The organism is Lysobacter sp. CA196 (assembly GCF_052078695.1).
Taxonomy (GTDB): Bacteria; Pseudomonadota; Gammaproteobacteria; order Xanthomonadales; family Xanthomonadaceae; genus Lysobacter.
This window is the reverse complement of the sequence record NZ_JBQJIN010000006.1, coordinates 60402-86786: the sequence shown is the minus strand read 5'-3', so window position 1 is coordinate 86786 and position 26385 is coordinate 60402. Positions and strand designations below refer to the sequence as shown.

Genomic DNA, 26385 nt, shown 5'->3' with positions numbered 1-26385 from the left:
GCGGGAACTGCGACACTCGAACGACCGGGTTCGGCTTCACGCCGAGGCCCGATTCCCGAGCTCCGAGTCCCACCAGCGACACCTGGCTCATGCCGCCATCTCCACGTTGCCGGCGGCCTGATCGTCGACCAGGAAACGCTTGTTGACGATCGCGTACTCGAACTCGCTCCAGAAGTGATGCAGGAAGCCCTGCACCGGCCACGCGGCGGCTTCGCCGAACGCGCAGATGGTGTGGCCTTCGATCTGGCCCGCGGCGGCGCGCAGCATCTGCAGATCGTCCAGCGTGGCTTGCTTCTCGACGATCCGGGTCAGCATGCGGTACATCCAGCCGGTGCCTTCGCGGCACGGCGTGCACTGGCCGCAGCTTTCCTTGAAATAGAACCGGGCGATACGCTGGCAGGCGCGGACCATGCAGGCGGTCTCGTCCATCACGATCACCGCACCCGAGCCGAGGCCGGAACCGGCCTTCTGCAGCGAGTCGTAGTCCATCGTGCAAGCCATCATCGCCTCGGCCGGCAGCACCTTCATCGAGGAACCGCCGGGGATCACCGCCTTGAGCTTGCGACCGTCGCGCACGCCGCCGGCGAGCTCGAGCAGGTCGGCGAACGAGGTGCCCAGGCGGATCTCGTAATTGCCCGGCTTATTGACGTGACCGGAGACCGAGAAGATCTTCGGGCCGCCGTTATTGGGCTTGCCGAGGTTGAGGAACCACTCCGCGCCGTTGCGCAGGATCGCCGGCACCGAAGCGTAGGTCTCGGTGTTGTTGATCGTGGTCGGCTTGCCGTACAGGCCGAAGTTGGCCGGGAACGGCGGCTTGTAGCGCGGCTGGCCCTTCTTGCCTTCCAGCGACTCCATCAGCGCGGTTTCTTCGCCGCAGATGTAGGCGCCGGCGCCGAGCGCGCCATAGATGTCGATGTCCACGCCGCTGCCGAGCACGTTCTTGCCCAGCCAGCCGTGTTCGTAGGCTTCCTTCAGCGCTTGCTCGAAATGCTCGAACGGCTCGTGATGGAATTCGCCGCGCAGGTAGTTGTAGGCGACGGTCGAGCCGGTCGCGTAGCAGGCGATCGCCATGCCCTCGACCACCGCATGCGGGTTGAAGCGCAGGATGTCGCGGTCCTTGGCGGTACCCGGCTCGGATTCGTCCGAGTTGCACAGGATGTACTTCTGGGTGCCGCTGCCCTTGGGCATGAAGCTCCACTTCAGGCCGGTCGGAAAGCCCGCGCCGCCGCGGCCGCGCAGGCCCGAGGCCTTGACCATGTCGACGATCTGCGCCGGGTCGGTCTTCTCGCTGAGGATCTTGCGCAACGCGCTGTAACCGCCGGTCTTGAGATAGTTCTCGTACGACCAGGGGGTTTCGTAATGCAGCGTCGTATAGACGACCTGATGCTCCTGCGGAGCCGGGCCGACCGGGCCGTAGCCCTTGGAATAATCGTGGTGTCCGTGATGCGCCATCGGGGCCGACCTCACTTCAAACCGTCGAGCAGCGCGTCGACCTGGGTCGCGTCGAGCTTCTCGTGGTAATGACCATTGACGACGACCACCGGCGCGCCGCAGCACGCGGCCAGGCACTCTTCCTCGCGCTTGAGGAAGACCCGGCCGTCGGCGGTGGATTCGCCGAGCTTGCAGCCGAGCTTCTTCTCGGCGTGCCGGACCAGGTCCTCGGCGCCGTTGAGCCAGCAGCTGATGTTGGTGCAGAAAGCGACGTTGTTGCGGCCGACTTTCTCGGTCTCGAACATCGAGTAGAAGCTCGCGACCTCGTAGGCCCACACCGGCGGCAGGCTCAGGTACTTGGCGACCGCGGCGATCAACTCGTCGGTCAACCAACCGCCGTTCTGCTCCTGCGCCGCGTGCAGGCCCTGCAGCACCGCCGAGCGCTTACGGTCCGGCGGAAACTTGCTCAGCCAGTGATCGATGTGCGCACGCGTCTGGTCCGACAGCGCGAGCATCGGATCGACGTGCTGGGTGGCTTCGAAATTGCCTGTCGCTTTCATGCTTGAACCTCCGGGACTCGGGACTTGGGACTCGGGACTCGCAAGGCCCGGCAGTCCGATTTCCGAAGATCGCGGAAAAAAAATAAAGAGAGTGCTGCAGCACCGAGCGCAGAGCCGGCTTCTACGAGTCCCGAGTCCCGAGTCCCGAGCCCCCGCTTCATCGATCGATCTCGCCGAACACGATGTCGTAGGTGCCGATCATCGCCACCACGTCGGCGAGCATGTGGCCCTTGACGACCTCGTCCATCGACGACAGGTGGGCGAAGCCCGGCGCGCGCAGCTTGACCCGGAACGGCTTGTTGGCGCCGTCGGAGACCAGGTAGCAGGCGAACTCGCCCTTCGGCGCCTCGACTGCGGCATAGGTCTCGCCGGCCGGCACGCAATAGCCTTCGGAGAACAGCTTGAAGTGATGGATCAAGGCTTCCATGTCGTCCTTCATCTCCTCGCGCTTGGGCGGGGCGACCTTGAAGTTGTCGACGATCACGGGGCCGGGATTGGCGCGCAGCCACTTCACGCACTGCTTGACGATGCGGGTGGATTCGCGCATTTCCGCGACGCGCACCAGGTAACGGTCGTAGCAGTCGCCGTTGACGCCGACCGGGATGTCGAAATCGACCTCGGCGTACTTGGCGTAAGGCTGCTTCTTGCGCAGGTCCCAGGCGATGCCGGAGCCGCGGATCATCGGACCGGTCATGCCCCAGGCCAGGGCCTGTTCCGGCGAGATCACGCCCACGCCCACGGTGCGCTGTTTCCAGATGCGGTTATCGGTCAGCAGCGTCTCGTACTCGTCGACGCGCTTGGGGAAATCGTCGGTGAACGCATCCAGGTAGTCGAGCATCGAACCTTCGCGCCACTCGTTGAAGCGCTTGAGGCTGCTGCCCTTCTTCCACGGCGATTCCTTGTACTTCGGCATCCGCTCGGGCAGATCGCGATAGACGCCGCCGGGACGGTAGTAGGCCGCGTGCATGCGCGCGCCGCTGACCGCCTCGTAGCAGTCCATGAGTTCTTCGCGCTCGCGGAAGGCGTACAGGAACACCGCCATCGCGCCCAGGTCGAGCGCGTTGGAACCGACCCACATCAGGTGGTTCAGGATGCGGGTGATTTCGTCGAACATGGTGCGGATGTACTGCGCGCGTTCCGGCGCCTCGATCCCCATCAGGGTTTCGATCGCGCGCACGTAGGCGTGCTCGTTGCACATCATCGACACGTAATCCAGGCGATCCATGTAGCCGATCGACTGGTTGAAAGGCTTGGACTCGGCCAGCTTCTCGGTACCGCGGTGCAGCAGGCCGATATGCGGGTCGGCGCGCTGCACGACTTCGCCGTCCATTTCCAGGATCAGGCGCAGCACGCCGTGCGCGGCCGGATGCTGGGGGCCGAAGTTGAGCGTGTAGTTGCGGATCTCGGCGTTGTTGAGGCCCGAGGTGGCGCTGTTGACGAACGGCGTCGTGGTGGCGGGGTTGGACATCACTTCACCTCGCCGCGCTGGGCGGCTTCGCCGACGGCGGTCTGGTAGCGCGCATCGTCGCGGATTACGCGCGGCACGCCGACGCGCGGCTCGATCGAAACCGGTTCGTAGACCACGCGCTTCTTTTCGGCGTCGTAACGCACTTCGACGTTGCCGATCAGCGGGAAGTCCTTGCGGAACGGATAGCCGACGAAACCGTAGTCGGTCAGGATGCGGCGCAGGTCCGGATGGCCTTCGAAGATGATGCCGTACAGATCGAAGGCTTCGCGCTCGAACCAATTAGTGCCGGGCCAAACGGTGCTCAGAGAAGCAACCACGGGTAGGTCGTCGTTCTGGGCGAAGGTCTTCAGCCGCAAGCGCAGATTGTGCTGATACGACAGCAAATGAGCGACCGCGGCGAAGCGGCGCTCCGGCGTCGAGGCGTCGCCATTGGGCGACTCGCCCCAACGGAAACGGCCGGCGCTCTTGCCTTCGACGCCGCGCGAGAAACCTTCCGACGAAACGTCGGTGTCCCACTCGTCGCCGCCATAGCTGAGGTAGTCGACGCCGCTGACGTCGACGCATTGCTCGAAACCGAACTCGTCGCGCAAGGCGCGCGCCGCGGCCAGCCAGGCGGCCGGCGAGACTTCGAGGGTCAGTTCGCCGCGCGGTTCGGCCACGACGACCAGAGCGTCGGCGAAGCGTTCGCGCAGACGCTCGGCAAGGTTCGCAGTGCTCATTCGCGGACGCCCTGCTTGTGCTCGCCGAAATTGGTGCCGCGGCGGATCTTGCGCTGCAACTGCAGGATGCCGTAGACCAGCGCTTCGGCGGTCGGCGGGCAGCCGGGCACGTAGACGTCGACCGGCACCACGCGGTCGCAGCCGCGCACGACCGCATAGGAATAGTGGTAGTAGCCGCCGCCGTTGGCGCAGCTGCCCATCGAGATCACCCACTTGGGGTCGGGCATCTGGTCGTAGACCTTGCGCAACGCCGGGGCCATCTTGTTGACCAGGGTGCCGGCGACGATCATCACGTCGGACTGGCGCGGCGACGGGCGGAACACCACGCCGTAGCGGTCCAGGTCCAGGCGCGAGGCGCCGGCGTGCATCATCTCGACCGCGCAGCAGGCCAGACCGAAGGTCATCGGCCACATCGAGCCGGTGCGCGCCCAGTTCCAGAGAGTGTCCAGATTGGTCGTGACGAAACCCTGCTGCAGCAGCGGATTTTCGCCTTCCGGGCGCAGGATGTCGTCGAGGCGGCCTTCCGGGATCGGGTTGTGCATCAAGCCCGAAACCTTGTCGCCAACGGTTTGGATCACTCCCATTCGAGCGCTCCCTTCTTCCAGACGTAAACGAAGCCGAGCAGGAGCATGCTGGCGAAAATGCCCATCTCGATCAGGCCGATCGGTCCGAGGTCTCGGAACACCGTGGCCCAAGGCACGATGAAGATGATTTCCAGGTCGAAGATGATGAACTGGATGGCGATCAGGTAGTAGCGCACGTCGAATTGCATGCGCGCGTCTTCGAAGGCTTCGAAGCCGCATTCGTACGGAGACAGTTTCTCCGCAGTCGGACGCTTGGGTCCGAGCGTATTGCCTACTACCAACAGGGCGACGCCAATGACGCTGGCGACGATCAGGAACAACAGAGTCGGCAGGTATTCGGCCAGCACGCGGTGTTCTCTCGGCTACTTGTTCGGCTACATGGGCGCGTTTCCGCGACCTTGGCTTGGCGCCCGGGCGCCCAGTCGTTGGGACGGCGGGTCGCGGCCCGCCGTGCGTGCCGCACCTGCGTACCGTGGTGCGAGTTGCGAATTGCTTGGAGCTAGGAGTGTGAAGCTAGGAATGGAATGGTGCCCAAAGGGGGACTCGAACCCCCACGACCTAAGTCGCTACCACCTCAAGGTAGTGCGTCTACCAATTCCGCCATCTGGGCACTGTATCCAACCAAGCCATCCTGGCTTCGACTTCGTAAGGGTCTCGCGAAGTCGCTCGGTCATCGCTGACCGGCCCCGCCATCCGATGCGGGGCGCTGGAACTCTATTTTAACCTGTTTAGCTCAGCCGCCAGTAGTCGGCTGCTTTGCCGGGGCTGCCTGCTCGGCCGGAACCTGCGCCGGCGCGGTGGCCGGAGCCGCCGGAACCTGGGTCGCGGGCGCCGGAGCCGTTGCCGGAACGGCCTGCCCGGTCGGTGCCTGCGGCACGCTGGTGGCCGGAGCCGCCGGGGTGCTTGCCGCGGGAGCGGCGCTCGCCGACGGGGCCGGAGCCGTCGCCTGCGGGGCGCTGCCCATGAGACCGACGCTGGGCTTGTCCGGGGTGACCGAGGTGCGGCTCGCCTGCCAGGCCATGAAGAGGCTGATCACGAAAAACGCGATCGCCAGCCATTTGGTGGCCTTGGACAGGAAGTTCGACGAACCGCGGGCGCCGAACACGGTCGCCGACGCACCGCCGCCGAAGCCCGAGCCCGCCTGCGCACCCGCGCCGCGCTGCATCAGGATCAGCGCGATCATCGCGATCGCGATCAGCACGTAGATGACGTTGAGGAACAACAGCATCGTTAAGGATTCTTCGATTCGGACTGCTTGTTACGACCGTGCCGGGCCCGCGTGGTTCATCGGGCCGGTTCGATCAGGGTGCCGCCGCGACTGCGATGGCGTTGAAGTCCGCTGCGACCAAAGAGGCGCCGCCGACCAGGCCGCCATCGACGTCCGGCTGGGAAAACAGCGCGGCGGCGTTGTCGGCTTTCACGCTTCCGCCGTAAAGGATCGGTAGCGAGCCAGCGATTGTAGCATCGTGTGAAGCGATTTCGCTACGGATGAATGCGTGGACCTCCTGGGCCTGTTCCGGCGATGCGGTCTTGCCGGTACCGATGGCCCAGACCGGTTCGTAGGCGACGATCGCGCCGTCCAGCGCGGCCACGCCGAGCAGCTCGAAAATCGGGGCCAATTGCTCCTGGATACGCCACTGGGTCTTGCCGTCTTCGCGCTCGGACAGGGTCTCGCCGACGCACAGGATCGGCACCAGCCCCGCGGCCTTGGCGGCGGCGAACTTGCGCGCGACCAACTCGCTGCTTTCGGCGTGGTACTGGCGGCGCTCGGAGTGGCCGACCAGGCCGTAGCCGGCGCCGACGTCCTTGAGCATCGCGGCCGAGACCTCGCCGGTGTAGGCGCCCTTCTCGTTGCTGCTGACGTCCTGGGCGCCGAAGCTCAGGCCACGCTCGCCGTAGTGTTCGATCAGCTCGCCCAGGTAGGGCAGCGGCGGTAGGATCAGGCGTTCGACCCCGGCCGGCGGCGTCTGCGCCGCGACTTCGTCGAGCAAGGCGAAAGCGAACTCGCGGCTGCCATGCAGCTTCCAGTTTCCGGCGACGATTCTGCGGCGCATGGCGACTCCCTTGATGCTGAGGCGCGCAGTTTACATTGGAGCGAGGAGCGAGGAACGAGGAATAAGAAGTGAGCCCAAGCGGCCCGCGCCGCTCGCCTCCGATGCTCTCCCAATCCAGCCGCCCCCCACTCGTTCCTCACCCCTCTTCACTCGTTACTCGCCCCACATCCCCGCATGCCCCCCAACCCCAGCCCCAACCCCACCCTGCACAGCTTCGCGCCGATCGAGGCGCCCGACGCCAAGGTACTGGTGCTCGGCAGCATGCCCGGGGTCGCCTCGCTGACCGCCGGGCGCTATTACGCGCATCCGCAGAACCGGTTCTGGCCGATCATGGGCAGCCTCGTCGGGGCGGCGCCGGAGCTCGACTATCCACGCAGGCTCGACATCCTTCGCGCGGCTGGAGTTGCGTTGTGGGACGTGTTCGCCGAGTGCGAACGCGAGGGCAGCCTGGACTCGGCGATTCGCGACGACACCGCGGTCGTCAACGACTTCGCCGGTTTTCTCGCCCGCCATCGGCAGGTACGGACCGTGCTGTTCAACGGCGCCAAGGCCGAGCATGCCTTCCGCCGCTTCGTCCTCGAGCCGCTGGCCCGCCCCGACCTGATCCTGCGCCGCCTGCCCTCGACCAGCCCGGCCAACGCCTCGCAGCGCAACGAGACGAAGTGGTCGGCCTGGCGCGAGGCCCTGCGCGAAGCGGGCATCGCCGTCCTGGACTGAGTTTCCAGGCCGAGCTTTCGGGCTGAACTCCCGGCCGATCGGCGCCCTGGCCCCCGCCATCCGGCCGCGGAACCCGCGTCGCCGCAGTCCATCGCCGCTCGGCGACAGTCTGCGGACCGCGCCTTGCGGTGTTTCACGTCCGCAACATCCGAGGTTCCGGCCCGAACCGGGCCCGGACGGCGGAAACCCCGCCGCAGCGAGCTTTGAGCCGCTTCGAATGGCCCTTTGCCCAGCTTGCGCGCCGTCGCGACGGCCACTTTTTTTCGCCCGGCCCTGTCCTGCGCCCCAGGGCACCGCCGTTTGTTGGGGGTAACCGCCCAGCAGGGGCCACCACCATCACTCGATCGCTTGCGGCCCTCCGGGCGCCGCGGGACGCGGAGCCTTTCGTCCGCACCAACAGGAAGTCGCTGCGCCGTCGTCGTGAACGACACCTGCAGCGCCGAAACGCCGTTCGCGCCGCCCGGGTCGGAGCGCGAGCGGTCACACAGGGACCGACCCGTTCATCCCTCAGGGAAGCGCTACCACAAGGAGCTCCACCATGAAGACCCATCGCCACCGTTCCACCCTGCAGCTCGCCGCGTTCAGCGCGCTCGTACTGCTCTCCTCCACCGCTTCGGCCATCGCCGGCGAGAGCGTGATCCGCACCGCGCAGGGCGACATCGCCGCGATCGACGCACCGAAGTCGCAGCAGCTCAATGCCAAGAACGCCCACGCCCATCCGTTCGCGACCGAACGCCAGCGTGCGGCGGCCAGGCCGATGATCTGGAACGACCGCGGCAACGACGCAGCGCCGCAGGCCGCGGCCCTGACCGACAAACTCGTGCGTGCTGCCGGCAGCGCCCCGGGCGGCAGCGCCCCGGCCTTCGGCAATTACCTGGCCCGCAGCCATTTCCGCGCCAGTTGGGACAAGCTCGATGCGCTCGACGCACGCCAGGGCGCCGCGCCGGACGCCTCGATCTCTTCGGAGAAAGACGGCGCCCACTACCCGTACACGCGCTTCCTCGGCAACTACTACACCACCCAGTGGCAGGCCTCGCCGTGGAACAAGATCGGCAAGCTGTATTTCACCAAGCCCAACGGCAGCACCTCGTACTGCACCGCCAACGTCGCCAGCGGCAATTCGGTGCTGGTGACCGCCGCGCATTGCGTGTACTCGTTCGGCCAGGGCTGGAATTCGAACTTCCTGTTCGTGCCGGCCGAGCGCTACGGCGTGGCGCCGTACGGCAAGTTCGGCTGGAGCGCCGCGCGCGTGCCGACCAACTGGATCAGCTCGGGCACCCGCCGCTGGGACGTGGCGGTGATCAAACTGACCGGTGAGCAGACCAGCGGCCTGCCGGTGACCAGCTACGTCGGCTGGCTCGGCCGCGCCTGGAACCAGCCCTACTCGCTGTACACCTACTCGCACGGCTACGCGAGCAACCTGAGCACGCAATACACCAACATCTGCGCCGGCCAGACCTACGACTCGCCGACCGAAGGCACCAACGTCCTGGTCCAGGGTTGCGACATGACCTACGGCGCCAGCGGCGGCGGTTGGCTGATCAACTACACGCCGAATTCGAGCAGCGGCAACCACGTCAACAGCGTGGTCAGCGGCCCGCACATCGGCGCCTTCGGCACCGCCTGGGTCGGCGCGCGCTTCAACGACGACAACATCGTGCCGCTGTGCACGGCGATCGGGTGCTGAGACTTATCGGGACTCGGGACTGGGGACTCGGGACTCGGGACTCGGGACTCGGGATTCGGGATTCGGGATTCGGGATTCGGGACCTGAGTTTCCGGTTTAGGGATTCGGAGAGGGAACTCCGGCTCGAACGCGTTTAAAGAAAAGCCCGCCGGATGGCGGGCTTTTTCTTTTCAAGGCAGGACAGGAAATCGAATGGCGAGTCCTCCCCCAGCTCGTCATTCCCGCGTAGGCGGGCTCCGCTTTATTTCGGCGTGGCTCGCAAGCGCATCCATTCACCCCCGCCTTCGCGGGGATGACGAGCAACAGCTCAAACAGGTCGGCGTCGCCGAGATTCCGAAACTCCCGGCTTCTCGAGTCCCGAGTCCCGAGTCCCGAAACCCGCCCTACTTGAGCTTGATCTCGCGCAGTCGCTCTTCCAGATAGCCCTGAGCGGTGATCGGCTCGGGGTAGCGGCTCGGGTTGTCCGGGGTGATCGTCGAGGGCAGCACGTCGATCAGGAAATCCGGATTCGGGTGCAGGAAGAACGGCGTCGAGTAACGCGGCTGGCGCGCCTTCTCGCCCGGGGGGTTGACCACGCGGTGGGTGGTGGACGGGTATACGTGGTTGGTCAGGCGCTGCAGCATGTCGCCGATGTTGACCACGATGGTGTCGGCGTCGGCGGTGAACGGCACCCACTCGCCCTTGCGCGACTTCACTTCCAGGCCGGCCGAACTCGCGCCGACCAGCAGGGTGATCAGGTTGATGTCCTCGTGCGCTCCAGCGCGCACGTTCGGGATGTCGTCGGTGGTGATCGGCGGATAGTGGATCGGGCGCAGGATCGAGTTGCCCGAATCGGTCTTGTCGGCGAAATACTGCTCCGGCAGGTCGATGTGCAGGGCCAGCGCGCTGAGCACGCGCGAACCGAGACGGTCGAGCGACTGGTACAAGCCATAGGCCTGTTCGCGGAAATCGGGGATCTCCTCCGGCCACAGGTTCGGCGGCATGTCGGCGGCGTACTTGGAGTCGCGCGGGATCTCGCGGCCGACGTGCCAGAACTCCTTGAGGTCGAAATGCTTGGAGTCCTTGGCGGTCTCCACGCCGAACGGGGTGTAGCCGCGCGCGCCGCCGCCGCCGGCGACGTGATACTTGCGCTTGACCTCTTCGGGCAGGGCGAAGAAGCGCTTGAACACGTCGTAGGAGCGGTCGATCTGCTGGTCCGAGATGTCGTGACCGCGAATGCCGGCGAAGCCCCATTCGCGATAGGCCGCACCGAGCTCGGCGACGAAGGCGTCGCGATCCGTATCGAAGCGGCGGATGTCCAGGGTGGGAATCTGACTCACGTTGACGTTCCTGTTGATGTTTCTTCCGGGCAGAGCGCTATCTTCGCTCAAAGCCGAGGGCTGCGCGCAAGGCCCGCTGCGCGGGCCGCTCGTATCGACACAAACCCGCTGCGCGGGCCGCCCGTATCGACACAACCCGCTGCGCGGGCCGCCGGTATCGACACAACCCGCTGCGCAGGCCGCCCGTATCGACACAACCCGCTGCGCAGGCCGCCCGTATCGACACAACCCGCCGCGCGGGCCGCCCGTACGGACACAAACCCGCCGCGCGGGCCGCCGGTATGGACACAAGGCCCGCCGCACGGGTCCTCCGTATGGACAGCCGGACCCTACCCAGGATGAACGCCTCCATGCGCAGCGCCCGCCCCCTCCTCCCGGCGGTTCTCCACGGCTTTGTTACACGATAAAGTCGCGCCCCGACCCGGCGTTGTTGACCGGCAGCGCCACCGACCGCCCGAGACGCTTCTTAGATGGATGACCTAGCCGCCCGCCAAACCTTCACGGTGCGTCGCGCCCTGGCCTGGCTGACGGGGTTCACCCTGACCAATGCGGCGGCGGCGATCGCGATCGCCGGCTTCAACATCCCCTTCGGCCACCTGGCCGAGCATTGGAAGGCGGCTGCGTTCCTGACTGTGGCCCTGCCCGGGCATTTCCTGTTCTTCGGCGCCCTGCTCGGCGTGGTGCCGCTGTTGCTGGGCTGGGTCGGCCGGCGCATGCGCTGGATGACCATCGCCGCGGTGATCCTGCAGGCGGCCTGGATCTGCCTGCTCGTAGCCGACGCCAAGGTCTTCGCCCTGTACCGGTTCCACCTCAACGCCATGGTCGCCAACATGGTGTTCGGCGGCGCGATGCAGGATCAGGTGGTGTTTTCCGGTGCGGTGTGGGGGCTGATCGCGCTCGCGGTCGGCTCGGTGCTGATGCTGGAGATCCTCGCCGCCTGGCTGTGGTGGCGGGCGCTGGCGCGTTGCCCCGGCACGATCCGCATCGTCAAGGCGTGGTGGATCGCGGCCGCGGTGATGCTGTTCGGACAGGGCATGGTCGCCTACGCCGACGCTCGCGGCGACCGCGCGGTGATGTCGCAACTGCCCTACATCCCGTGGGCGCAACCGATCACCTTGAAGGACGCCCTGCACCGCTTCGGCGTCGGCAACGACGAGTCCGCGCGTCTGCCGAGCGAGGGCGAAGGCCTGTTGGCCTATCCGCGCCGGCCGCTGCAATGCGAGGCCCAGCCCAAGCTCAACGTGGTGGTGATCCTGCTCGAATCGCTGCGCTACGACGTGCTCACCCCCGAGGTGATGCCGAACACCTGGCGCTATGCGCAGCAGTCGCTGAACTTCGAAGATCACTACAGCGCCGGCAACGCCACCCGCTTCGGCGTGTTCGGCCTGCTCTACGGCCTGCCCGGCGGCTACTGGCACAAGATGCTCGCCGAACAGCGCGGCTCGGCCCTGATCGGCCAGATGAAACGCGACGGCTACGGCATGCATATCTACGGCAGCGCGCCGCTGTACAACCCGGAGTTCGACCGCACCGCATTCTCGGAAGTGCGCGAGCACATCGTCAACGGCCCGCGCGAACGCAAGAGCGCCGAACGCGACCAGGCCATCCTGCAGCGGTTGCAGGCCGACATCGTCGCGACCCCGGCCGATAAGCGCTTCTTCGGTTTCGTGTTCCTGGATTCGCCGCACCAGCCCTATTACATGCCCAAGGGCTATGTCTCGCCGTTCCAGCCGATGGCGAAAGAGATCAACGTGTTCGAATTCGGGCCCGATCACGACCCGACCCCGGAGTTCAATCGCTACCGCGCCTCGGTGCATTACAGCGACCAGCTGATCGGCCGTTTCCTCGCCCAGCTACAGGCCAGCCCGTTCGCCGACAACACGGTAGTGGTGATCACCGGCGACCACGGCGAGGAATTCAACGACCTCAAGCAGAACTACTGGGGCCACAACGGCAATTTCTCCGACTATCAGTTGCGCACGCCGTTCGTGCTGCATTGGCCGGGCAAGGCGCCGCGGAAGATCGCCCACACCACCTCGCACGAAGACCTGGTGCCGACCCTGATGCGGCATGCGCTCGGCTGCCGCAACGACAGCGCCGACTACAGCACCGGCCGCGATCTGTTCGGCCCGGGCCAGCCCTCGCGACCGTTGTTGGTCGAAAGTTGGTCGCAGCGCGGTATCCGCCAGGGCGATCGGATCTACCTGTTCGACAATTACGGCGCCGCCACGGTGGTCGACCGCCAGTACCGCCCCCTGCCCGACGCCAAGGTCGACCCGGCCGCAGTCAAGCAGTCGTGGGAAATGCTGACGCGGTTTCAGCAGCGTTGAGGAAAAGCCGCGCTGCTCTTGGGTAGGAGCGGCGCGAGCCGCGACCGCGGGGCGGCCGATGGCTGCGAAGGTTCGGATGCATGGCGGTCGCGACTTGCGTCGCTCCTACTCCAAAGCCGCGTGCTCTTGGGTAGGAGCGGCGCGAGCCGCGACCGCGGGGGCGCCGATGGCGGCGCAGGCTCGGACGCATGGCAGTCGCGACTTGCGTCGCTCCTACTCCAAAGCCGCGTGCTCTTGGGTAGGAGCGGCGCGAGCCGCGACGCGGAGCGGCCGATGGCTGCGAAGGCTCGGATGCATGGCGGTCGCGACTTGCGTCGCTCCTACTCCAAAGCCGCGCTGCTCTTGGGTAGGAGCGGCGTGAGCCTCGACCGCGGGGGCGCCGATGGCGGCGCAGGCTCGGATGCATGGCAGTCGCGACTTGCGTCGCTCCTACTCCAAAGCCGCGTGCTCTTGGGTAGGAGCGGCGCGAGCCGCGACCGCGGGGCGGCCGATGGCGGCGCAGGCTCGGATGCATGGCAGTCGCGACTTGCGTCGCTCCTACTCCAAAGCCGCGTGCTCTTGGGTAGGAGCGGCGCGAGCCGCGACCGCGGGGCGGCCGATGGCTGCGAAGGTTCGGATGCATGGCAGTCGCGACTTGCGTCGCTCCTACTCCAAAGCCGCGTGCTCTTGGGTAGGAGCGGCGCGAGCCGCTACCGCGGGGCGGCCGATAGCTGCGAAGGTTCGGATGCATGGCGGTCGCGACTTGCGTCGCTCCTACTCCAAAGCCACGTGCTCTTGGATAGGAGCGGCGCGAGCCGCGACCGCGGGGCGGCCGATGGCTGCGAAGGCTCGGACGCATGGCAGTCGCGACTTGCGTCGCTCCTACTCCAAAGCCGCGTGCTCTTGGGTAGGAGCGGCGTGAGCCGCGACCGCGGGGCGGCCGATGGCTGCGCAGGTTCGGATGCATGGCGGTCGCGACTTGCGTCGCTCCTACTCCAAAGCCGCGTGCTCTTGGGTAGGAGCGGCGCGAGCCGCGACCGCGGGGGCGCCGATTGCGGCGCCGGTTCGGATGCATGGCGGTCGCGACTTGCGTCGCTCCTACTCCAAAGCCGCGTGCTCTTGGGTAGGAGCGGCGCGAGCCGCGACCGCGGGGGCGCCGATGGCGGCGCAGGCTCGGATGCATGGCGGTCGCGACTTGCGTCGCTCCTACTCCAAAGCCGCGTGCTCTTGTAGGAGCGGCGTGAGCCGCTTGCAACCAGACAAAAAAAATCGCACCGGCGCCTGCGCGTCGGTGCGATCGTCATCCGGCTCGCTACGTCAGACGGCCGCGCGTACGGCGTTGGCCAGCGTGTCGAGCGTGGTCTGCATCAGGGTCGCTTCGTCGGCTTCGACGGTCACGCGCACCACCGGTTCGGTACCGGAGGGACGCAGGAAGGCGCGGCCGCGGCCGGCCACGGCGGCTTCGGCCAGGGCCAGGGCCTGTTGCACCGAGGCCGCTTCGGTCGGCTTGTTGGTGCCTTCGTAGCGGACGTTGATGGTCTTTTGCGGCACGCGGCTCAAACCTTCGAGCGCAGTGCGCAGGGTCAGGCCGCGACGGCCCAGCACTTCCAGCACCTGCAGCGCACTGACGATGCCGTCGCCGGTGCTGGTGCGGTCCAGGCACAGCAGATGGCCGGAGGCTTCGCCGCCCAGCACGCCGCCATGGGCGATCAGTTGCTGGTGGACGTAGCGGTCGCCGACCTTGGCGCGCAGGAACGAGATGCCGCGCTGTTCGAAGGCGCGCTCCAGGCCGTAGTTGGTCATCAGGGTGCCGACCACCGGGCCCTGCAGACGGCCGCTGTCCTGCCAGTCGGTGGCGAGCACGTACAACAGGTCGTCGCCGTCGCAGATGCGGCCTTCGCCGTCGACGAACAGCACGCGGTCGCCGTCGCCGTCGAAGGCGATGCCGAGGTCGGCGCCGGTCGCGCGCACGCGCTCGACCAGGGTCTGCGGGTGGGTCGAGCCCACGCCGTCGTTGATGTTGAGGCCGTTCGGCTCGATCCCGATGGCATCGACGCGGGCGCCGAGTTCGCTCAGCACCAGCGGGCCGCTCTGGTAAGTCGCACCGTTGGCGCAATCCATGGCGATGCGCATGCCGCTGAGGTCGAAACCGCGCGGCACCGAGTTCTTGCAGGCTTCCAGGTAACGGCCGATGGCGTCGCGGGTGCGCACGGCCTTGCCGAGGCGTTCGGATTCGACGGTCTGGAACGGTTCCTCGAGCGCGGCTTCGATCGCCAGCTCGGTTTCGTCGTCGAGCTTCTCGCCCTCGGCCGAGAAGAACTTGATGCCGTTGTCGTAATGCGGGTTGTGCGAGGCCGAGATGACGATGCCGCCATCGGCGCGCAGCGAACGGGTCAGATGAGCGACCGCCGGCGTCGGCATGGGACCCATCAACTGCACGTCGACGCCGGCGGCGACCAGGCCGGCTTCGAGCGCCGCCTCGAACATGTAGTTGGAGATGCGCGTGTCCTTGCCGATGATGACCATCGGATTGCGCCAACCGCGCCGGATCAGCGCGTGGCCGTAGGCGTTGCCCAGGCGCAGGACGAAATCGGCCGAGATCGGGCCCTCGCCGACCCGGCCGCGGATGCCGTCGGTGCCGAAGTACTTACGTGCCATACAGTTCAACCTCCAGGTAGCGCGACGCGTCGCACCTGGACGCGCGCGCTGGATGTGATCGGGAAAGGAACGAAGACATCGCCGACGATCGGCGCCCCCAGGCCATCCAGCCCGCCGTCGTGTGCAGAGTCGTTGGAGCTGTCTCGACAGCCCCACCCGGGACTGTCTCGACAGTCCCGTAGTGATCGAGCGGATGCACCGCTGCGATCAAGCCGCTGCCTCGGCGTCGTCTTCGGGTTGAGATTGTTTCATCATCATCGCCAAAAGATGGGCGAGACGATCACGCATTTCGCGACGGTCGCAAATCTGGTCGACCGCGCCGTGCTCGACGAGGAACTCGCTGCGCTGGAAACCTTCCGGCAATTTTTCGCGCACGGTCTGTTCGATCACGCGCGGGCCGGCGAAGCCGATCAGCGCTTCGGGTTCGGCCATGTTGATGTCGCCGAGCATCGCGAACGAGGCCGACACGCCGCCGGTGGTCGGATGCGTCATCACCGAGATGTACGGCAGGCCGGCCGCGCGCAGGCGGCCGAGCGCGGCCGAGGTCTTGGCCATCTGCATCAGCGAGAACAGGCTTTCCTGCATGCGCGCGCCGCCGCTGGCGGAGAAGCACACGAAGGGGCTGCCGATCTCCAGCGCGGTTTCGGCGCCGCGGGCGAAGCGCTCGCCGACCACCGAGCCCATCGAACCGCCCATGAAGGCAAAGTCGAACGAACACGCCACCAACGGCCGCTGCTTGAGCGTGCCGCGCATCGTGATCAGGGCGTCGCGTTCGCCGGTGGCTTTCTGCGCCGCCTTGATGCGCTCGGAGTACTTCTTCTGGTCCTTGAACTTGAGCACGTCGGTCGGGCCAAGTTCGGCCCCGATCTCGACCGTGCTGCCGGCGTCGAACAACGCAGTCAGGCGCGCGCGCGCACGGATCGGCATGTGGAAACTGCACTTCGGGCAGACCTCGAGGTTTTCCTCGAGCTCGGGGCGGTACAGCACCGCGCCGCAGCGCTCGCACTTCTCCCACAGCCCCTCGGGCACGCTGCGTCGTTTCGCCGCGCCGGATTCGGTGCGGATGCCGGACGGCATGAGTTTCTTGAGCCACGACATACGATGGAACCTTCTGTTCAGACAGCTAAATAGAGGACCGGACCGGCGACGGTGAGGCCACCGCCGCCGCCAGCCTAGCGGGTCAGTTTAACGCAGCGAACCATACGGTCCGCGGCTCAGCCGTCCAGGGCCTGGCGCAGCGGCGTCAGGAAGCGCCGCGCAGCCTCGGCCGCGGCCTGCGCATCGGCGGCCTCGGCGAGCTCCGCCACCAGGGCGCTGCCGACCACCACGCCGTCGGCCTCGCGGGCCATGGTGGCGGCGCTGGCGGCGTCCTTGATGCCGAAACCGGCCACCACCGGCACCCGGCTGCGGGCGCGGATGGTGTGCAGGCGGTCGTTGGCGGCGCCGGTGTCGAGGCGGTCGGCGCCGGTCACTCCGGCGAAGCTGACGTAGTACAGGTAACCCTGGGCGTCGTCGCAGAGCAGCGCCAGACGCGCGTCGGTGGTGGTCGGCGAGGCCAGCAGGATCAAGGCCAGGCCGGTCTCGTTGAAGGCCGCGCGCAGGTCTCCGGCTTCCTCCGGCGGCAGGTCGACCAGCAGCACGCCGTCGACGCCGGCCGCGACCGCGTCGCGGGCGAAGCGCGCATTGCCGCGGATCTCGATCGGGTTCAGATAGCCCATCAACACCACCGGGGTGTCGGCGTCGCGGCTACGGAACTCGCGCACCGCTTCGAGCACCCAGCTCAGGCCGGCGCCGCGCGCGATCGCGCGCTCCGAACTGCGTTGGATGGTCGGACCGTCGGCCATCGGATCGGAAAACGGCACCCCGAGTTCGAGCACGTCGGCGCCGGCCTCGACCAGCGCGTGCATCACCGGCACGGTCGCCTCCAGCGAGGGATCGCCCGCGGTGACGAACGGGATCAGGGCCTTGCGACCGGCGGCCTGCAGTTGTTGGAACTTGGCGTCGATTCGGTTCATTAGGCAAAGGCTTTTGCTTTGAGCCCCTCTCCCGCGCGCGGGAGAGGGGTTGGGGTGAGGGCCATCGAGTGCGGGAGCAGGCGTCGGATCGAGGCGTTCGCTGCCCTCATCCGCCCTTCGGGCACCTTCTCCCGCTAGCGGGAGAAGGAGAAACACACCCTCCCGCTAGCGGGAGAAGGAGAAACACACCCTCCCGCTAGCGGGAGAAGGAGGAATACGAGGCGCTCGCGCGGCTCAAAAATGCAGCCCTTCGCGGCCGGCGATCGTATGCACGTCCTTGTCGCCGCGGCCGGACAGGTTGCACAACACGATCTGGTCCTTCGGCATCGAGCGCGCGAGCTTGATCGCCTGGGCGATCGCATGGCTGGACTCCAGCGCGGCCAGGATGCCCTCGGTGCGCGCCAGGGTGTGGAAGGCGTCGAGCGCTTCGTCGTCGGTCACCCCGACGTATTCGGCGCGGCCGGCGTCCTTGAGGAAAGCATGCTCGGGGCCGACGCCGGGATAGTCGAGGCCGGCGGACACCGAATGGGTCTCGATGATCTGGCCGTCGTCGTCGCACAGGACATAAGTGCGGTTGCCGTGCAGCACGCCCGGGCGCCCGGCCGCGAGCGATGCCGCGTGACGGCCGGTGTCGATGCCGTCGCCGGCCGCTTCGGCGCCGACGATGCGCACCGAGGGGTCGTTGAGAAAGGCATGGAACAGGCCGATCGCATTGCTGCCGCCGCCGACGCAGGCGGTGATCGCATCAGGCAGGCGGCCGTACTCGGCCATCATCTGCGCCCTCGCCTCGCGCCCCACCACGGCGTTGAAATCGCGGACCATGCGCGGATATGGATCCGGGCCGGCCACGGTGCCGATGATGTAGAAGGTGTCGCGCACGTTGGTGACCCAGTCGCGCATCGCTTCGTTGAGCGCGTCCTTGAGGGTCTGCGAGCCGCTGGTCACCGGCACCACCGTCGCGCCGAGCAACTTCATGCGGTAGACGTTGATCTTCTGCCGCTCGATGTCGGTCGCGCCCATGTAGACCACGCATTCCAGGCCCAGGCGCGCGGCCACGGTGGCGCTGGCGACGCCGTGCTGGCCGGCGCCGGTCTCGGCGATGATGCGGGTCTTGCCCATGCGGCTGGCCAACAGGGCCTGGCCGATGGTGTTGTTGATCTTGTGCGCGCCGGTGTGGTTGAGGTCTTCGCGCTTGAGCAGGATCTGCGCGCCGCCGACTTCGTCGCTGAGGCGCTGCGCGTGGTAGATCGGGCTCGGCCGGCCGACGTAGTGGGCCAGGTCTCGCTCGAACTCGGCGATGAAGGCCGGATCGACGCGGGCCGCGTCGTAGGCCGCGGCCAGCTCTTCGAGCGGCGCGATCAGGGTCTCGGCGACGAAGCGGCCGCCGAAACGGCCGAAGTGACCGGAAGCGTCCGGATAGGCGTGAAAATCGATGGGGTCTGCGGACATCGGCTCGGGCGCGTTCTGCATCAGGGCGGACGTCGCCGTGGCGGCGACGGGAACGGGTGAGTTTAGGGCATCGCGGCGATCACCGTACGCACGAGCTGATCGCAGAATGGCGCCGCCGGACGCCGGCGGCCTTGCACCGCCGGCTTGCGCAAAGCCTCAATCGGCGTGGCAGTCGGCGCGCCGCACTTCTTCGACGAAGTGGCGCATCTTGTCGCCGTCCTTGAGCCCGGGCGCGCTTTCGATGCCGCTGGACACGTCCACGCCCCAGGGCAAGGTCGCCTGGATCGCCTCGAACACGTTCTCCGGGGTGATGCCCCCGGCCAGCACGAAGGGCTTCTGCACGCCGACCGGAATCCGGGTCCAGTCGAAGGTCTTGCCGCTGCCGCCGCCGCTGCCCTGGGCATGGCTGTCGAACAGGAAGCCGGCCGCGCCGGGGTAACGCACGTGCAAGGCCGAGGGATGCTGGTCGGCGAGCTCGCCGCCCATCGCGATCGCTTTCAGGTAAGGCACGCCGAAGGCGCGGCAAAAGGCGTCGTCTTCGTTGCCGTGGAACTGCAGCAGGCTCGGGCGCACCTGGCGCACCACTTCGCGCACCTCGTCGACCGGGTTGTCCATGAACAAGGCGACCGCGTCGACCAGCGGCGCCAGGGCCTGGCGCATGGCGCGCGCCTCCTCGGCGGCGACGCGGCGCGAGCTGCCGGCGGCGAATACGAAGCCGATGGCGTCGGCGCCGAGCTCGCAGGCCAGGCGGACATCGCCCGGACGGGTGAAACCGCAGAACTTGATGCGGGTACGGAACAGGGTGCGGTGGGATGGCTGGCTCAAAACGTAACCTCGGCAGGCAGCTGGCAATCGGCGGGATAACGCGGGCCGACGAACACCAGACCCGAAGACGGTGCGGTCGGGCCAGCGACGGTACGGTCGCGCCCGGCCAACAGCTCCCCGATCCATGCCTCAGGTTGTTCGCCCCGGCCCACTAGCAGCAAGCTTCCGACAATGTTGCGCACCATATGGTGAAGAAAGGCGTTGGCCTGGACTTCCATCTCGACCACGTCGCCGTCGCGGCGCACGCCGATGTACTGCAGGTCGCGCCGCGCGTGCGGGGCCTGGCAGTGCACGGTGCGGAACGCCGAGAAGTCGTTTTCGCCCAGCAGGGCCTGGGCGGCGCGATGCATGGCGTCGGCATCGAGCGGGCGGCGCTCCCAGGTCAGGTACTGGCGTTGCAGGGCCGGCCGCACCGAGCGGTTGAGGATGCGGTAGCGGTAGCGGCGCGCCCGGGCCGAGAAGCGGGCGTGGAAATCCGCCGCGACCGGCACGCACCAGCGCACGCACACCGACGCCGGCAGGCGCGAGGTGGTGCCGAGCACCCAGCCGCGCAGGTCGCGCTGGGCGCTGCTGTCGAAGTGCACGACCTGGCAGGAGGCATGCACGCCGGCGTCGGTGCGCCCGGCGCAGGTCACGTCGACGCGGCCGCCGGCCACGAACGACAGAGCTTCCTCCAATGTGCTCTGGACGGTGGCTTCGCCGCGCAGGTCCGGCTCGCCCGGGCGCACCAGGCGTTGCCAACCGGAAAATTCGCCGCCGTCGTACTCCACGCCCAGGGCGTAGCGGCGCAGCGGCGCCGTCACTGCGGAGGGGGCCTCCAGCATGGAAGGAGCCGCCACTGTGGAGGCAAGGGCGTCCATCTCGAAAACTTCGGTCATACCTGGTTCGGTCGCGTGCTGGCGCGGCTCAACTCAACGCTCAGGATTCCAGTTCGCGCAGCAGGCGCGCGGCCTGCTGGCGTGCGGCGTGATCGCCGTTGATCAGCACCTCGCCGAGCAATTGACGGGCACTGCTCTCGTCGCCGAGGTCGAGGTAGGCGCGGGCCAACTCGATGCGTTCCTGCCCGGGCGCGGTCACGGCCTGGGCGTTGACCCCGGCCTGGGCCGGTTCTTGCAGGCCCGGCCGGGCGAATTCGGTTGCCGGTGCCGGCCCGGCCTGCGGCGTGCTCGCGCCAGCGACCGGGGCAGGCGCGGTGCTGACCTCGGCGGCGTGCCAGGTCGGCACCTTGGCGCGCGAACGCGCCTCGGTCTTGGGCGCGGTCCAGAACGGCGCAGCGATCGGTTCGGCGCTCTCGGCGGGCTCGGGTTCGCCGATCAATTGCGCGACCGGGTCGACCAGGGCCGCAGGGGCGTCCGGGCGGCGGCGCAGCGAATCGGCCAAACCGGCCGAATCGGCCGAATCAGCGGAATTGGCCGAACTGGCCGAATCGCCGGAACCGGCATCGGCCGCGGTGCGGTCCCGGCTGCCGCCGCGGAGCGGAGCGTCCGTCGCCGAAGCCGGCGCGCGGAAACTCGGTTTCCTGGGTTCGCGACGGCTCAGCACCCAGCCGCCGATCAACAAGGCCAGCACGCCGAGGCTGCCGAACACCCACGGCAGCGGCGAGCCGCCCTCGCTGCGGGCCTGGTTCTCGGCCAGACGCTGCTGGCTCGTGGCCAGCTCGCTGTCCTTCATCGCAATGAGCTTCTGCTGCTGCGTCTGCAACTGCTCCAGCTCGGCGACCCGGCTCTTGAGGTCGGCCAGTTCGGCATCGCGCGCGGCGATGACCTCGTTGGCCTGCTGAATCTCCTGTCGAACCATGCTGCCCTCGCCTCCGGCGCTGATGCCGGACTGTGCGCCCGCCCGGGTGGCTTGGCTGGCCCCCGGCGGGACGATTTCAAGACGCGCGTCGTTGCCGCGCGAGGCTGCACCGCTCTGCGCGGCCGGCGCCACCGGCGTTTTCGCGACGGCGTCGGACTCCAGGCTGATCGGTTGCGGCACCGGCTGGCGCGCCTGGCGCCACTGCTGGACCTGCACCCGCACCAGTTCGCTGGCTTCGCGCGGATCGATCGCGTCGAGTTGGTTGCCCGGCGGCAGGCGCAATACCGCGCCCTGCTTGAGGCGGTTGATGTTGCCGCCGATGAAGGCCTCGGGATTGGCCCGCAACAGCGCGATCATGGTCTGGTTGAGGGTGTTGTCGCCGGCCACGCCGGCGGCGATCGCCGACAGGGTCTGGCCGCGCTCGACGGTGATGTCGCCATCGGCACCGACGCTCGGCACGGCCGCGACCGGGCGCGGCTCGCGCGGCGCCTGCGGGATGCGGCCGGTGTTCGCAGGCTCGGCCTGCGGCACCGGGTCGGGCTGGACCGGGATGGGCTGAACCGGAATGGGCTCGGGCGCGGCTTGCGGCGGTGCCGCGGTGATCGCGCTACCCGGGTCGTAACGGTCGAGCTGGTTCTCCACCGCCAGCGGGTCGCTCGCCTGCGGCTGCGCACCGAACGGCAGCGGCGCATCCAGCGGACGCTCGATGGTGTTGGCGGCGGCGCCGGTCGGGGCCTGGATCGGCGGCTGCATCGGTGCGGACACCGTGCGCGGCGCGTCGAGCAAGGCCGAGTATTCGCGGGTCAGGCGGCCCTGCCCCCAATCGACTTCGATCAGGAAGGTCAGCAGCGGCTGATTGACCGGCTGGGTGCTGGTGACCCGGATCACCGGCTTGCCGGCGTTGTCCAGGGCGAGCACGAAACGCAGGTCGGTGACGATGCCTTGCGGCGGCTGCAGGCCGATGCGCTGGAAGGTCTCCGGCGAGGCCAGCCCGGCGCGCAACTGCGCCAACTCGTTGCTGTCGCTGGAAATGACCGGGATCTCGGCCAGCAACGGCTGGCCCGCGCGCGATTTGACCTCGATCTGTCCCAGACCGAGCGCACCGGCCGCCCCACTGGCCAGGGCCAACGCGAGAGCCAATGCTGTGCGTGCGAAACCTGATCTCACAGACGATCCCATTACCCTTGTCAGGCGGCGACTCTAGCGGTCGGCGGGCGGAATGCGCAACGCGGCGATGAAGGTCGGCCTTCGATTCGGCGTTCGATCGGCATCCGATCGCCTGAACCGACTCGACCCGATGCCTGGCGCATCGCCGTCGACCCGTGTCTGCGCAGAGTGCACCACATCGGCCGGTCGACGCCAGCAGCCCGGCTCATATCCGGCGATACCGGCCCACGGCACGGCCCCAACCGTGCGCATTGCGCAAAAAAATCGGGCCCCGCAGGGCCCGATCCGTACTTCAATCATTGCGCCGCGGGGCTCAACCTTCGTTCCAGACCAGCTCCGCCAGTTGCACGGCGTTGGTCGCCGCGCCCTTGCGGATGTTGTCGGATACCACCCACAGCGACAAACCGCGCGGATGCGAAATGTCGTCGCGGATACGGCCGACGAAAACCGGATCCTGTCCCGAAGCGTGCGTGACCGGCGTCGGATATCCGCCGCCGACCGGGTCGTCGACCACGACCAGGCCCGGGGCCTGTTCGAGCAGCGCGCGCGCATCGGCGGCGCTGAGCTTGTCGCGGGTCTCGATGTGCACCGCCTCGGAGTGGCCGTAGAACACCGGCACCCGCACCACCGTCGCGTTCACGCCGATGCTGTCGTCGCCGAGAATCTTGCGGGTCTCCCAGACCAGCTTCATCTCTTCGGTGGTGTAGCCGTTGTCGGTGAAGTCGCCGCCGTGCGGGATCACGTTGAAGGCGATCTGCACCGGATAGACCTCGGCCTTGGCTTCCTGGAAGTTCAGCAGCGCCGCAGTCTGCTTGCCAAGCTCTTCCATCGCGCGCTTGCCGGTGCCCGAGACCGACTGGTAGGTGGCGATGTTGATGCGTTCGAGCTTCGCCTTGCGATGGATCGGCGCCAACGCGACCATCAACTGCATGGTCGAGCAGTTCGGATTGGCGATGATGCCGAGCGGACGATGCTTGGCCGCTTCCGGATTGACCTCGCTGACCACCAGCGGCACGTCGTCCTGGTAGCGGAACGCGGACGAGTTGTCGATCACCACCGCACCGGCCGCGGCGAACTTCGGCGCGTACTCCTTGGACACCGAACCGCCGGCCGAGAACAGCGCGATGTCGACGCCGCTCGGGTCGAATTTCGCCAGGTCCTGGACCACGATGGTTTTGCCGTCGAACTGGATTTTCTCGCCCGCCGAGCGTTCGCTCGCCAACACATGCAGCTGACCGATCGGGAATTTGCGCTCGGCCAGCACCTTCAGCATGGTTTCACCGACTGCGCCGGTGGCACCGACGACAGCGACATTGCAGGACGTCTTGGCGTTCATCTGTTCCTATTTACCTGACTTGTGGGGGCCGCCGGACCCATTTCCGGCGGATGTTGCTCGGGTCGGCGCGCGGGGCGCCGGAAAAGCCTGGTCGCGGGCGGCGCCTTCATCGCGCGCCCTGCATGCCTATTGTGCGGCCGCCGGCGCGCTCGGCGAGCTGCGCGGCGTTCAGCGGCGACGGCGGGCGGCCGGCATCGGCGCCGTAGCCCAACGCCGCGATCAGATTGTCCACCGCCAGCGCGACCATGGCGCGGCGGGTGGCCAGGCTGCCGCTGGCGATATGCGGGGTCAACACGACGTTGCGCAGCGCGAGCAGGCGCGGGTTGAGCGCCGGCTCGCCCTCGAACACGTCCAGACCGGCCGCGGCCAGGCGCCCGTGTTCGAGCGCATCGGCCAGCGCGTCCTCGTCGACGATGCCGCCGCGGGCGATGTTGGTCAGGGTCGCGTGCGGCTGCATCCGCGCCAGCGCGGCGGCGTCGATCAGATGATGCGACTGGGGCGAGTACGGCAGCACCAGGACCAGGTGATCGGCGCGTGTCAGCAGTTCCTCGAAGCCGACGTAGCTCGCGGCCGACTCGCGTTCGACCGCTTCGGGCAGGCGGCTGCGGTTGTGGTACAGCACGCGCATGCGGAAACCGGCGGCGCGGCGCGCGATGGCCTGGCCGATCCGGCCCATGCCGAGGATGCCCAGGGTGGTGCCGTGCACGTCGCCGCCGAGCAGCGAATCGAAACTCCACTGCCGCCACTGGCCGTCGCGCAACCAATGCTCGGCTTCGCTGATCCGCCGAGCCGCGGCCATCATCAAGGCCCAACCGAAGTCGGCCGTGGTTTCGGTCAGCACGTCCGGCGTGTTGGTGACCAATACGCCGGCCGCGGTCAGCTCCGGCAGGTCGAGGTTGTTGTAGCCCACCCCGACGTTGGCGATCGCACGCAGGCGGGTGGCGCCGGCGACCTGGGCCGCACCGATCGGGTCGTTGAGCGTGACCAAGGCGCCGTCGGCTTCGCGCAGCGCGGCGGCGATCGCTTCGGGGCCGTGCTGGGTCACGCGCGCGGTCGCGACGACGTCGAAATGCTCGCGCAAGCGCGCCACGACGTCGTCGAACAAGGGTTGCGAAACCCAGACCCGCGGCCGCTCAGGCATCGGCATCGCTCTCCAGTTCCAGCGGGATGCGCGGGCTGACCACGCCGACGTCGCCGCACTGGGCGCGGTGACGCAGGGCCTGGTCGATCAGCACCAGCGCGACCATGGCCTCGCAGATCGGGGTGGCGCGGATGCCGACGCAGGGGTCGTGGCGGCCGGTGGTGATCACTTCGACTTCGTTGCCGTGGATGTCGACGCTGCGAACCGGCAGGCGCAGGCTCGAGGTCGGCTTGAACGCGGTCGAGCAACGCAACTGCTGGCCGGTGCTGATGCCGCCGAGGATGCCGCCGGCGTGGTTGCTGGCGAAGCCGGAGCGCGACAGCTCGTCGCGATGCTCGCTGCCCTTGGAAGCGACGACCGCGAAGCCGTCGCCGATCTCCACGCCCTTGACTGCGTTGATGCTCATCAGGGCCGCGGCGAGGTCGCCGTCGAGCTTGCCGTAGATCGGCTCGCCCCAACCCGGCGGCAGACCGTCGGCGATCACGTCGACGCGCGCGCCGACCGAGTCGCCGGACTTGCGCAGCGCGTCCATGTAGGTCTCGAGCTCCCCGACCTGAGTCGCGGCGGGCCAGAAGAACGGGTTCTCTTCGACAGCGGACAGATCGTAAGCGGTCGGCACGATTTCGCCGATCTGCGACATGAAACCCTGCACGGTCACGCCGTAGCGTTCGGCCAACCACTTCTTGGCGATCACCCCGGCGGCCACGCGCATGGTGGTTTCGCGCGCCGACGAACGCCCACCGCCGCGCGGATCGCGCAGGCCGTACTTCTGCCAATAGCTGTAGTCGGCGTGGCCGGGTCGGAACTGCTCGGCGATCGAACCGTAGTCCTTGCTGCGCGCGTCGGTGTTGCGGATCAACAGTGCGATAGGGGTGCCGGTGGTGCGGCCCTGGTAGACGCCGCTGAGGATTTCGATGTCGTCGCTTTCCTGACGCTGCGAGGTGTGGCGGGTGCGCCCGGTGGCGCGACGGTCGAGGTCGCGGCGGAATTCCTCCGGCGCGATCTCCAGGCCCGGAGGGCAACCGTCGATCACGCAGCCGATCGCCGGACCGTGGCTCTCGCCGAAGGTCGTCACCGTGAAAAGCTTTCCAAAGCTGTTGCTGGCCACTGATCGAAGTCCTGATGCGTGCCGGTCACGTCCGGCGTGGG

22 protein-coding genes and 1 tRNA gene are annotated in these 26385 nt (G+C 67.8%); 3 read left to right on the top strand and 20 right to left on the bottom strand.

Features of this window, described 5'->3' with window-relative positions; translation table 11 throughout:
- Positions 1–87 precede the first annotated feature (87 nt).
- The 9 genes from nuoF to tpiA form a co-directional block, all read right to left on the bottom strand.
- On the bottom strand, positions 88–1452 hold the full coding sequence (nuoF, locus tag ACTOWK_RS07935) for an NADH-quinone oxidoreductase subunit NuoF (RefSeq protein ID WP_441329643.1): 1365 nt from the start codon (positions 1450–1452) through the stop codon (positions 88–90).
- An 11-nt stretch (positions 1453–1463) separates the two neighbouring features.
- Complete coding sequence (gene nuoE / locus ACTOWK_RS07930; RefSeq protein ID WP_057970500.1) at positions 1464–1991, bottom strand: NADH-quinone oxidoreductase subunit NuoE; 528 nt, start codon at positions 1989–1991, stop codon at positions 1464–1466.
- Between the two features lie 157 nt (positions 1992–2148).
- Positions 2149–3459, bottom strand: a complete 1311-nt coding sequence (locus ACTOWK_RS07925; RefSeq protein WP_441329642.1) for an NADH-quinone oxidoreductase subunit D — start codon at positions 3457–3459, stop codon at positions 2149–2151.
- The gene (locus ACTOWK_RS07920; protein ID WP_441329641.1) at positions 3459–4178 is read right to left on the bottom strand and encodes an NADH-quinone oxidoreductase subunit C; all 720 of its coding nucleotides are present in this window, start codon (positions 4176–4178) and stop codon (positions 3459–3461) included. Before ACTOWK_RS07920 ends, ACTOWK_RS07925 begins: the two co-directional genes overlap by 1 nt.
- Positions 4175–4762 (bottom strand): NuoB/complex I 20 kDa subunit family protein, encoded by a 588-nt coding sequence (locus ACTOWK_RS07915; RefSeq protein WP_435395773.1) that lies wholly within the window; start codon positions 4760–4762, stop codon positions 4175–4177. Before ACTOWK_RS07915 ends, ACTOWK_RS07920 begins: the two co-directional genes overlap by 4 nt.
- Positions 4753–5109, bottom strand: a complete 357-nt coding sequence (locus ACTOWK_RS07910; RefSeq protein WP_031370881.1) for an NADH-quinone oxidoreductase subunit A — start codon at positions 5107–5109, stop codon at positions 4753–4755. The genes ACTOWK_RS07915 and ACTOWK_RS07910 overlap by 10 nt, the downstream gene beginning before the upstream one ends.
- 178 nt (positions 5110–5287) lie before the next feature.
- Positions 5288–5372, bottom strand: a tRNA-Leu gene (locus ACTOWK_RS07905).
- Positions 5373–5495: 123 nt separating this feature from the next.
- Positions 5496–5990 carry a preprotein translocase subunit SecG gene (gene secG, locus ACTOWK_RS07900; RefSeq protein ID WP_441329640.1) on the bottom strand — a complete coding sequence of 165 codons (495 nt, stop codon included), beginning with the start codon at positions 5988–5990 and terminating at the stop codon, positions 5496–5498.
- A gap of 73 nt (positions 5991–6063) precedes the next feature.
- A complete protein-coding gene (tpiA, locus tag ACTOWK_RS07895; protein ID WP_441329639.1) occupies positions 6064–6816 on the bottom strand; it encodes a triose-phosphate isomerase in 753 nt (250 codons plus the stop codon).
- Positions 6817–6990: 174 nt separating this feature from the next.
- Here tpiA and ACTOWK_RS07890 point away from each other — a divergent pair, with 174 nt between their 5' ends.
- Together ACTOWK_RS07890 and ACTOWK_RS07885 are read left to right on the top strand one after the other, a co-directional pair.
- Positions 6991–7533: a DNA-deoxyinosine glycosylase gene (locus ACTOWK_RS07890; RefSeq protein ID WP_441329638.1), complete on the top strand. Its 543-nt coding sequence runs from the start codon at positions 6991–6993 to the stop codon at positions 7531–7533.
- Between the two features lie 538 nt (positions 7534–8071).
- Positions 8072–9220, top strand: a complete 1149-nt coding sequence (locus ACTOWK_RS07885; RefSeq protein ID WP_441329637.1) for a trypsin-like serine peptidase — start codon at positions 8072–8074, stop codon at positions 9218–9220.
- A 383-nt stretch (positions 9221–9603) separates the two neighbouring features.
- Here the strand turns inward: ACTOWK_RS07885 and ACTOWK_RS07880 are convergent, their stop codons facing one another.
- A complete protein-coding gene (locus tag ACTOWK_RS07880; RefSeq protein WP_441329636.1) occupies positions 9604–10539 on the bottom strand; it encodes an isopenicillin N synthase family dioxygenase in 936 nt (311 codons plus the stop codon).
- A 470-nt stretch (positions 10540–11009) separates the two neighbouring features.
- Here ACTOWK_RS07880 and ACTOWK_RS07875 point away from each other — a divergent pair, with 470 nt between their 5' ends.
- The gene (locus ACTOWK_RS07875; protein ID WP_441329635.1) at positions 11010–12869 is read left to right on the top strand and encodes a DUF3413 domain-containing protein; all 1860 of its coding nucleotides are present in this window, start codon (positions 11010–11012) and stop codon (positions 12867–12869) included.
- 1296 nt (positions 12870–14165) lie between these two features.
- Here ACTOWK_RS07875 and glmM read toward each other — a convergent pair.
- The 10 genes from glmM to aroC all read right to left on the bottom strand — a co-directional run bounded on the left by glmM (position 14166) and on the right by aroC (position 26344).
- The gene (glmM, locus tag ACTOWK_RS07870; RefSeq protein ID WP_441329634.1) at positions 14166–15506 is read right to left on the bottom strand and encodes a phosphoglucosamine mutase; all 1341 of its coding nucleotides are present in this window, start codon (positions 15504–15506) and stop codon (positions 14166–14168) included.
- 207 nt (positions 15507–15713) lie between these two features.
- Positions 15714–16604 carry an acetyl-CoA carboxylase, carboxyltransferase subunit beta gene (accD, locus tag ACTOWK_RS07865; RefSeq protein WP_441329633.1) on the bottom strand — a complete coding sequence of 297 codons (891 nt, stop codon included), beginning with the start codon at positions 16602–16604 and terminating at the stop codon, positions 15714–15716.
- A gap of 116 nt (positions 16605–16720) precedes the next feature.
- A complete protein-coding gene (gene trpA / locus ACTOWK_RS07860; RefSeq protein ID WP_441329632.1) occupies positions 16721–17521 on the bottom strand; it encodes a tryptophan synthase subunit alpha in 801 nt (266 codons plus the stop codon).
- A 234-nt stretch (positions 17522–17755) separates the two neighbouring features.
- Positions 17756–18970 carry a tryptophan synthase subunit beta gene (gene trpB, locus ACTOWK_RS07855; RefSeq protein ID WP_441329631.1) on the bottom strand — a complete coding sequence of 405 codons (1215 nt, stop codon included), beginning with the start codon at positions 18968–18970 and terminating at the stop codon, positions 17756–17758.
- 156 nt (positions 18971–19126) lie between these two features.
- A complete protein-coding gene (locus ACTOWK_RS07850) occupies positions 19127–19795 on the bottom strand; it encodes a phosphoribosylanthranilate isomerase (protein ID WP_441329630.1) in 669 nt (222 codons plus the stop codon).
- A complete protein-coding gene (truA, locus tag ACTOWK_RS07845; protein ID WP_441329629.1) occupies positions 19792–20619 on the bottom strand; it encodes a tRNA pseudouridine(38-40) synthase TruA in 828 nt (275 codons plus the stop codon). The genes ACTOWK_RS07850 and truA overlap by 4 nt, the downstream gene beginning before the upstream one ends.
- A gap of 94 nt (positions 20620–20713) precedes the next feature.
- Entirely contained in the window at positions 20714–22732 is a 2019-nt protein-coding gene (locus ACTOWK_RS07840) for a FimV/HubP family polar landmark protein (protein WP_441329628.1), read from the bottom strand.
- A 340-nt stretch (positions 22733–23072) separates the two neighbouring features.
- Entirely contained in the window at positions 23073–24095 is a 1023-nt protein-coding gene (locus ACTOWK_RS07835; RefSeq protein WP_441329627.1) for an aspartate-semialdehyde dehydrogenase, read from the bottom strand.
- A 106-nt stretch (positions 24096–24201) separates the two neighbouring features.
- Positions 24202–25242 (bottom strand): 2-hydroxyacid dehydrogenase, encoded by a 1041-nt coding sequence (locus ACTOWK_RS07830; RefSeq protein WP_441329626.1) that lies wholly within the window; start codon positions 25240–25242, stop codon positions 24202–24204.
- A complete protein-coding gene (gene aroC, locus ACTOWK_RS07825) occupies positions 25229–26344 on the bottom strand; it encodes a chorismate synthase (protein ID WP_441329625.1) in 1116 nt (371 codons plus the stop codon). Before aroC ends, ACTOWK_RS07830 begins: the two co-directional genes overlap by 14 nt.
- Between the last annotated feature and the right edge of the window lie 41 nt (positions 26345–26385).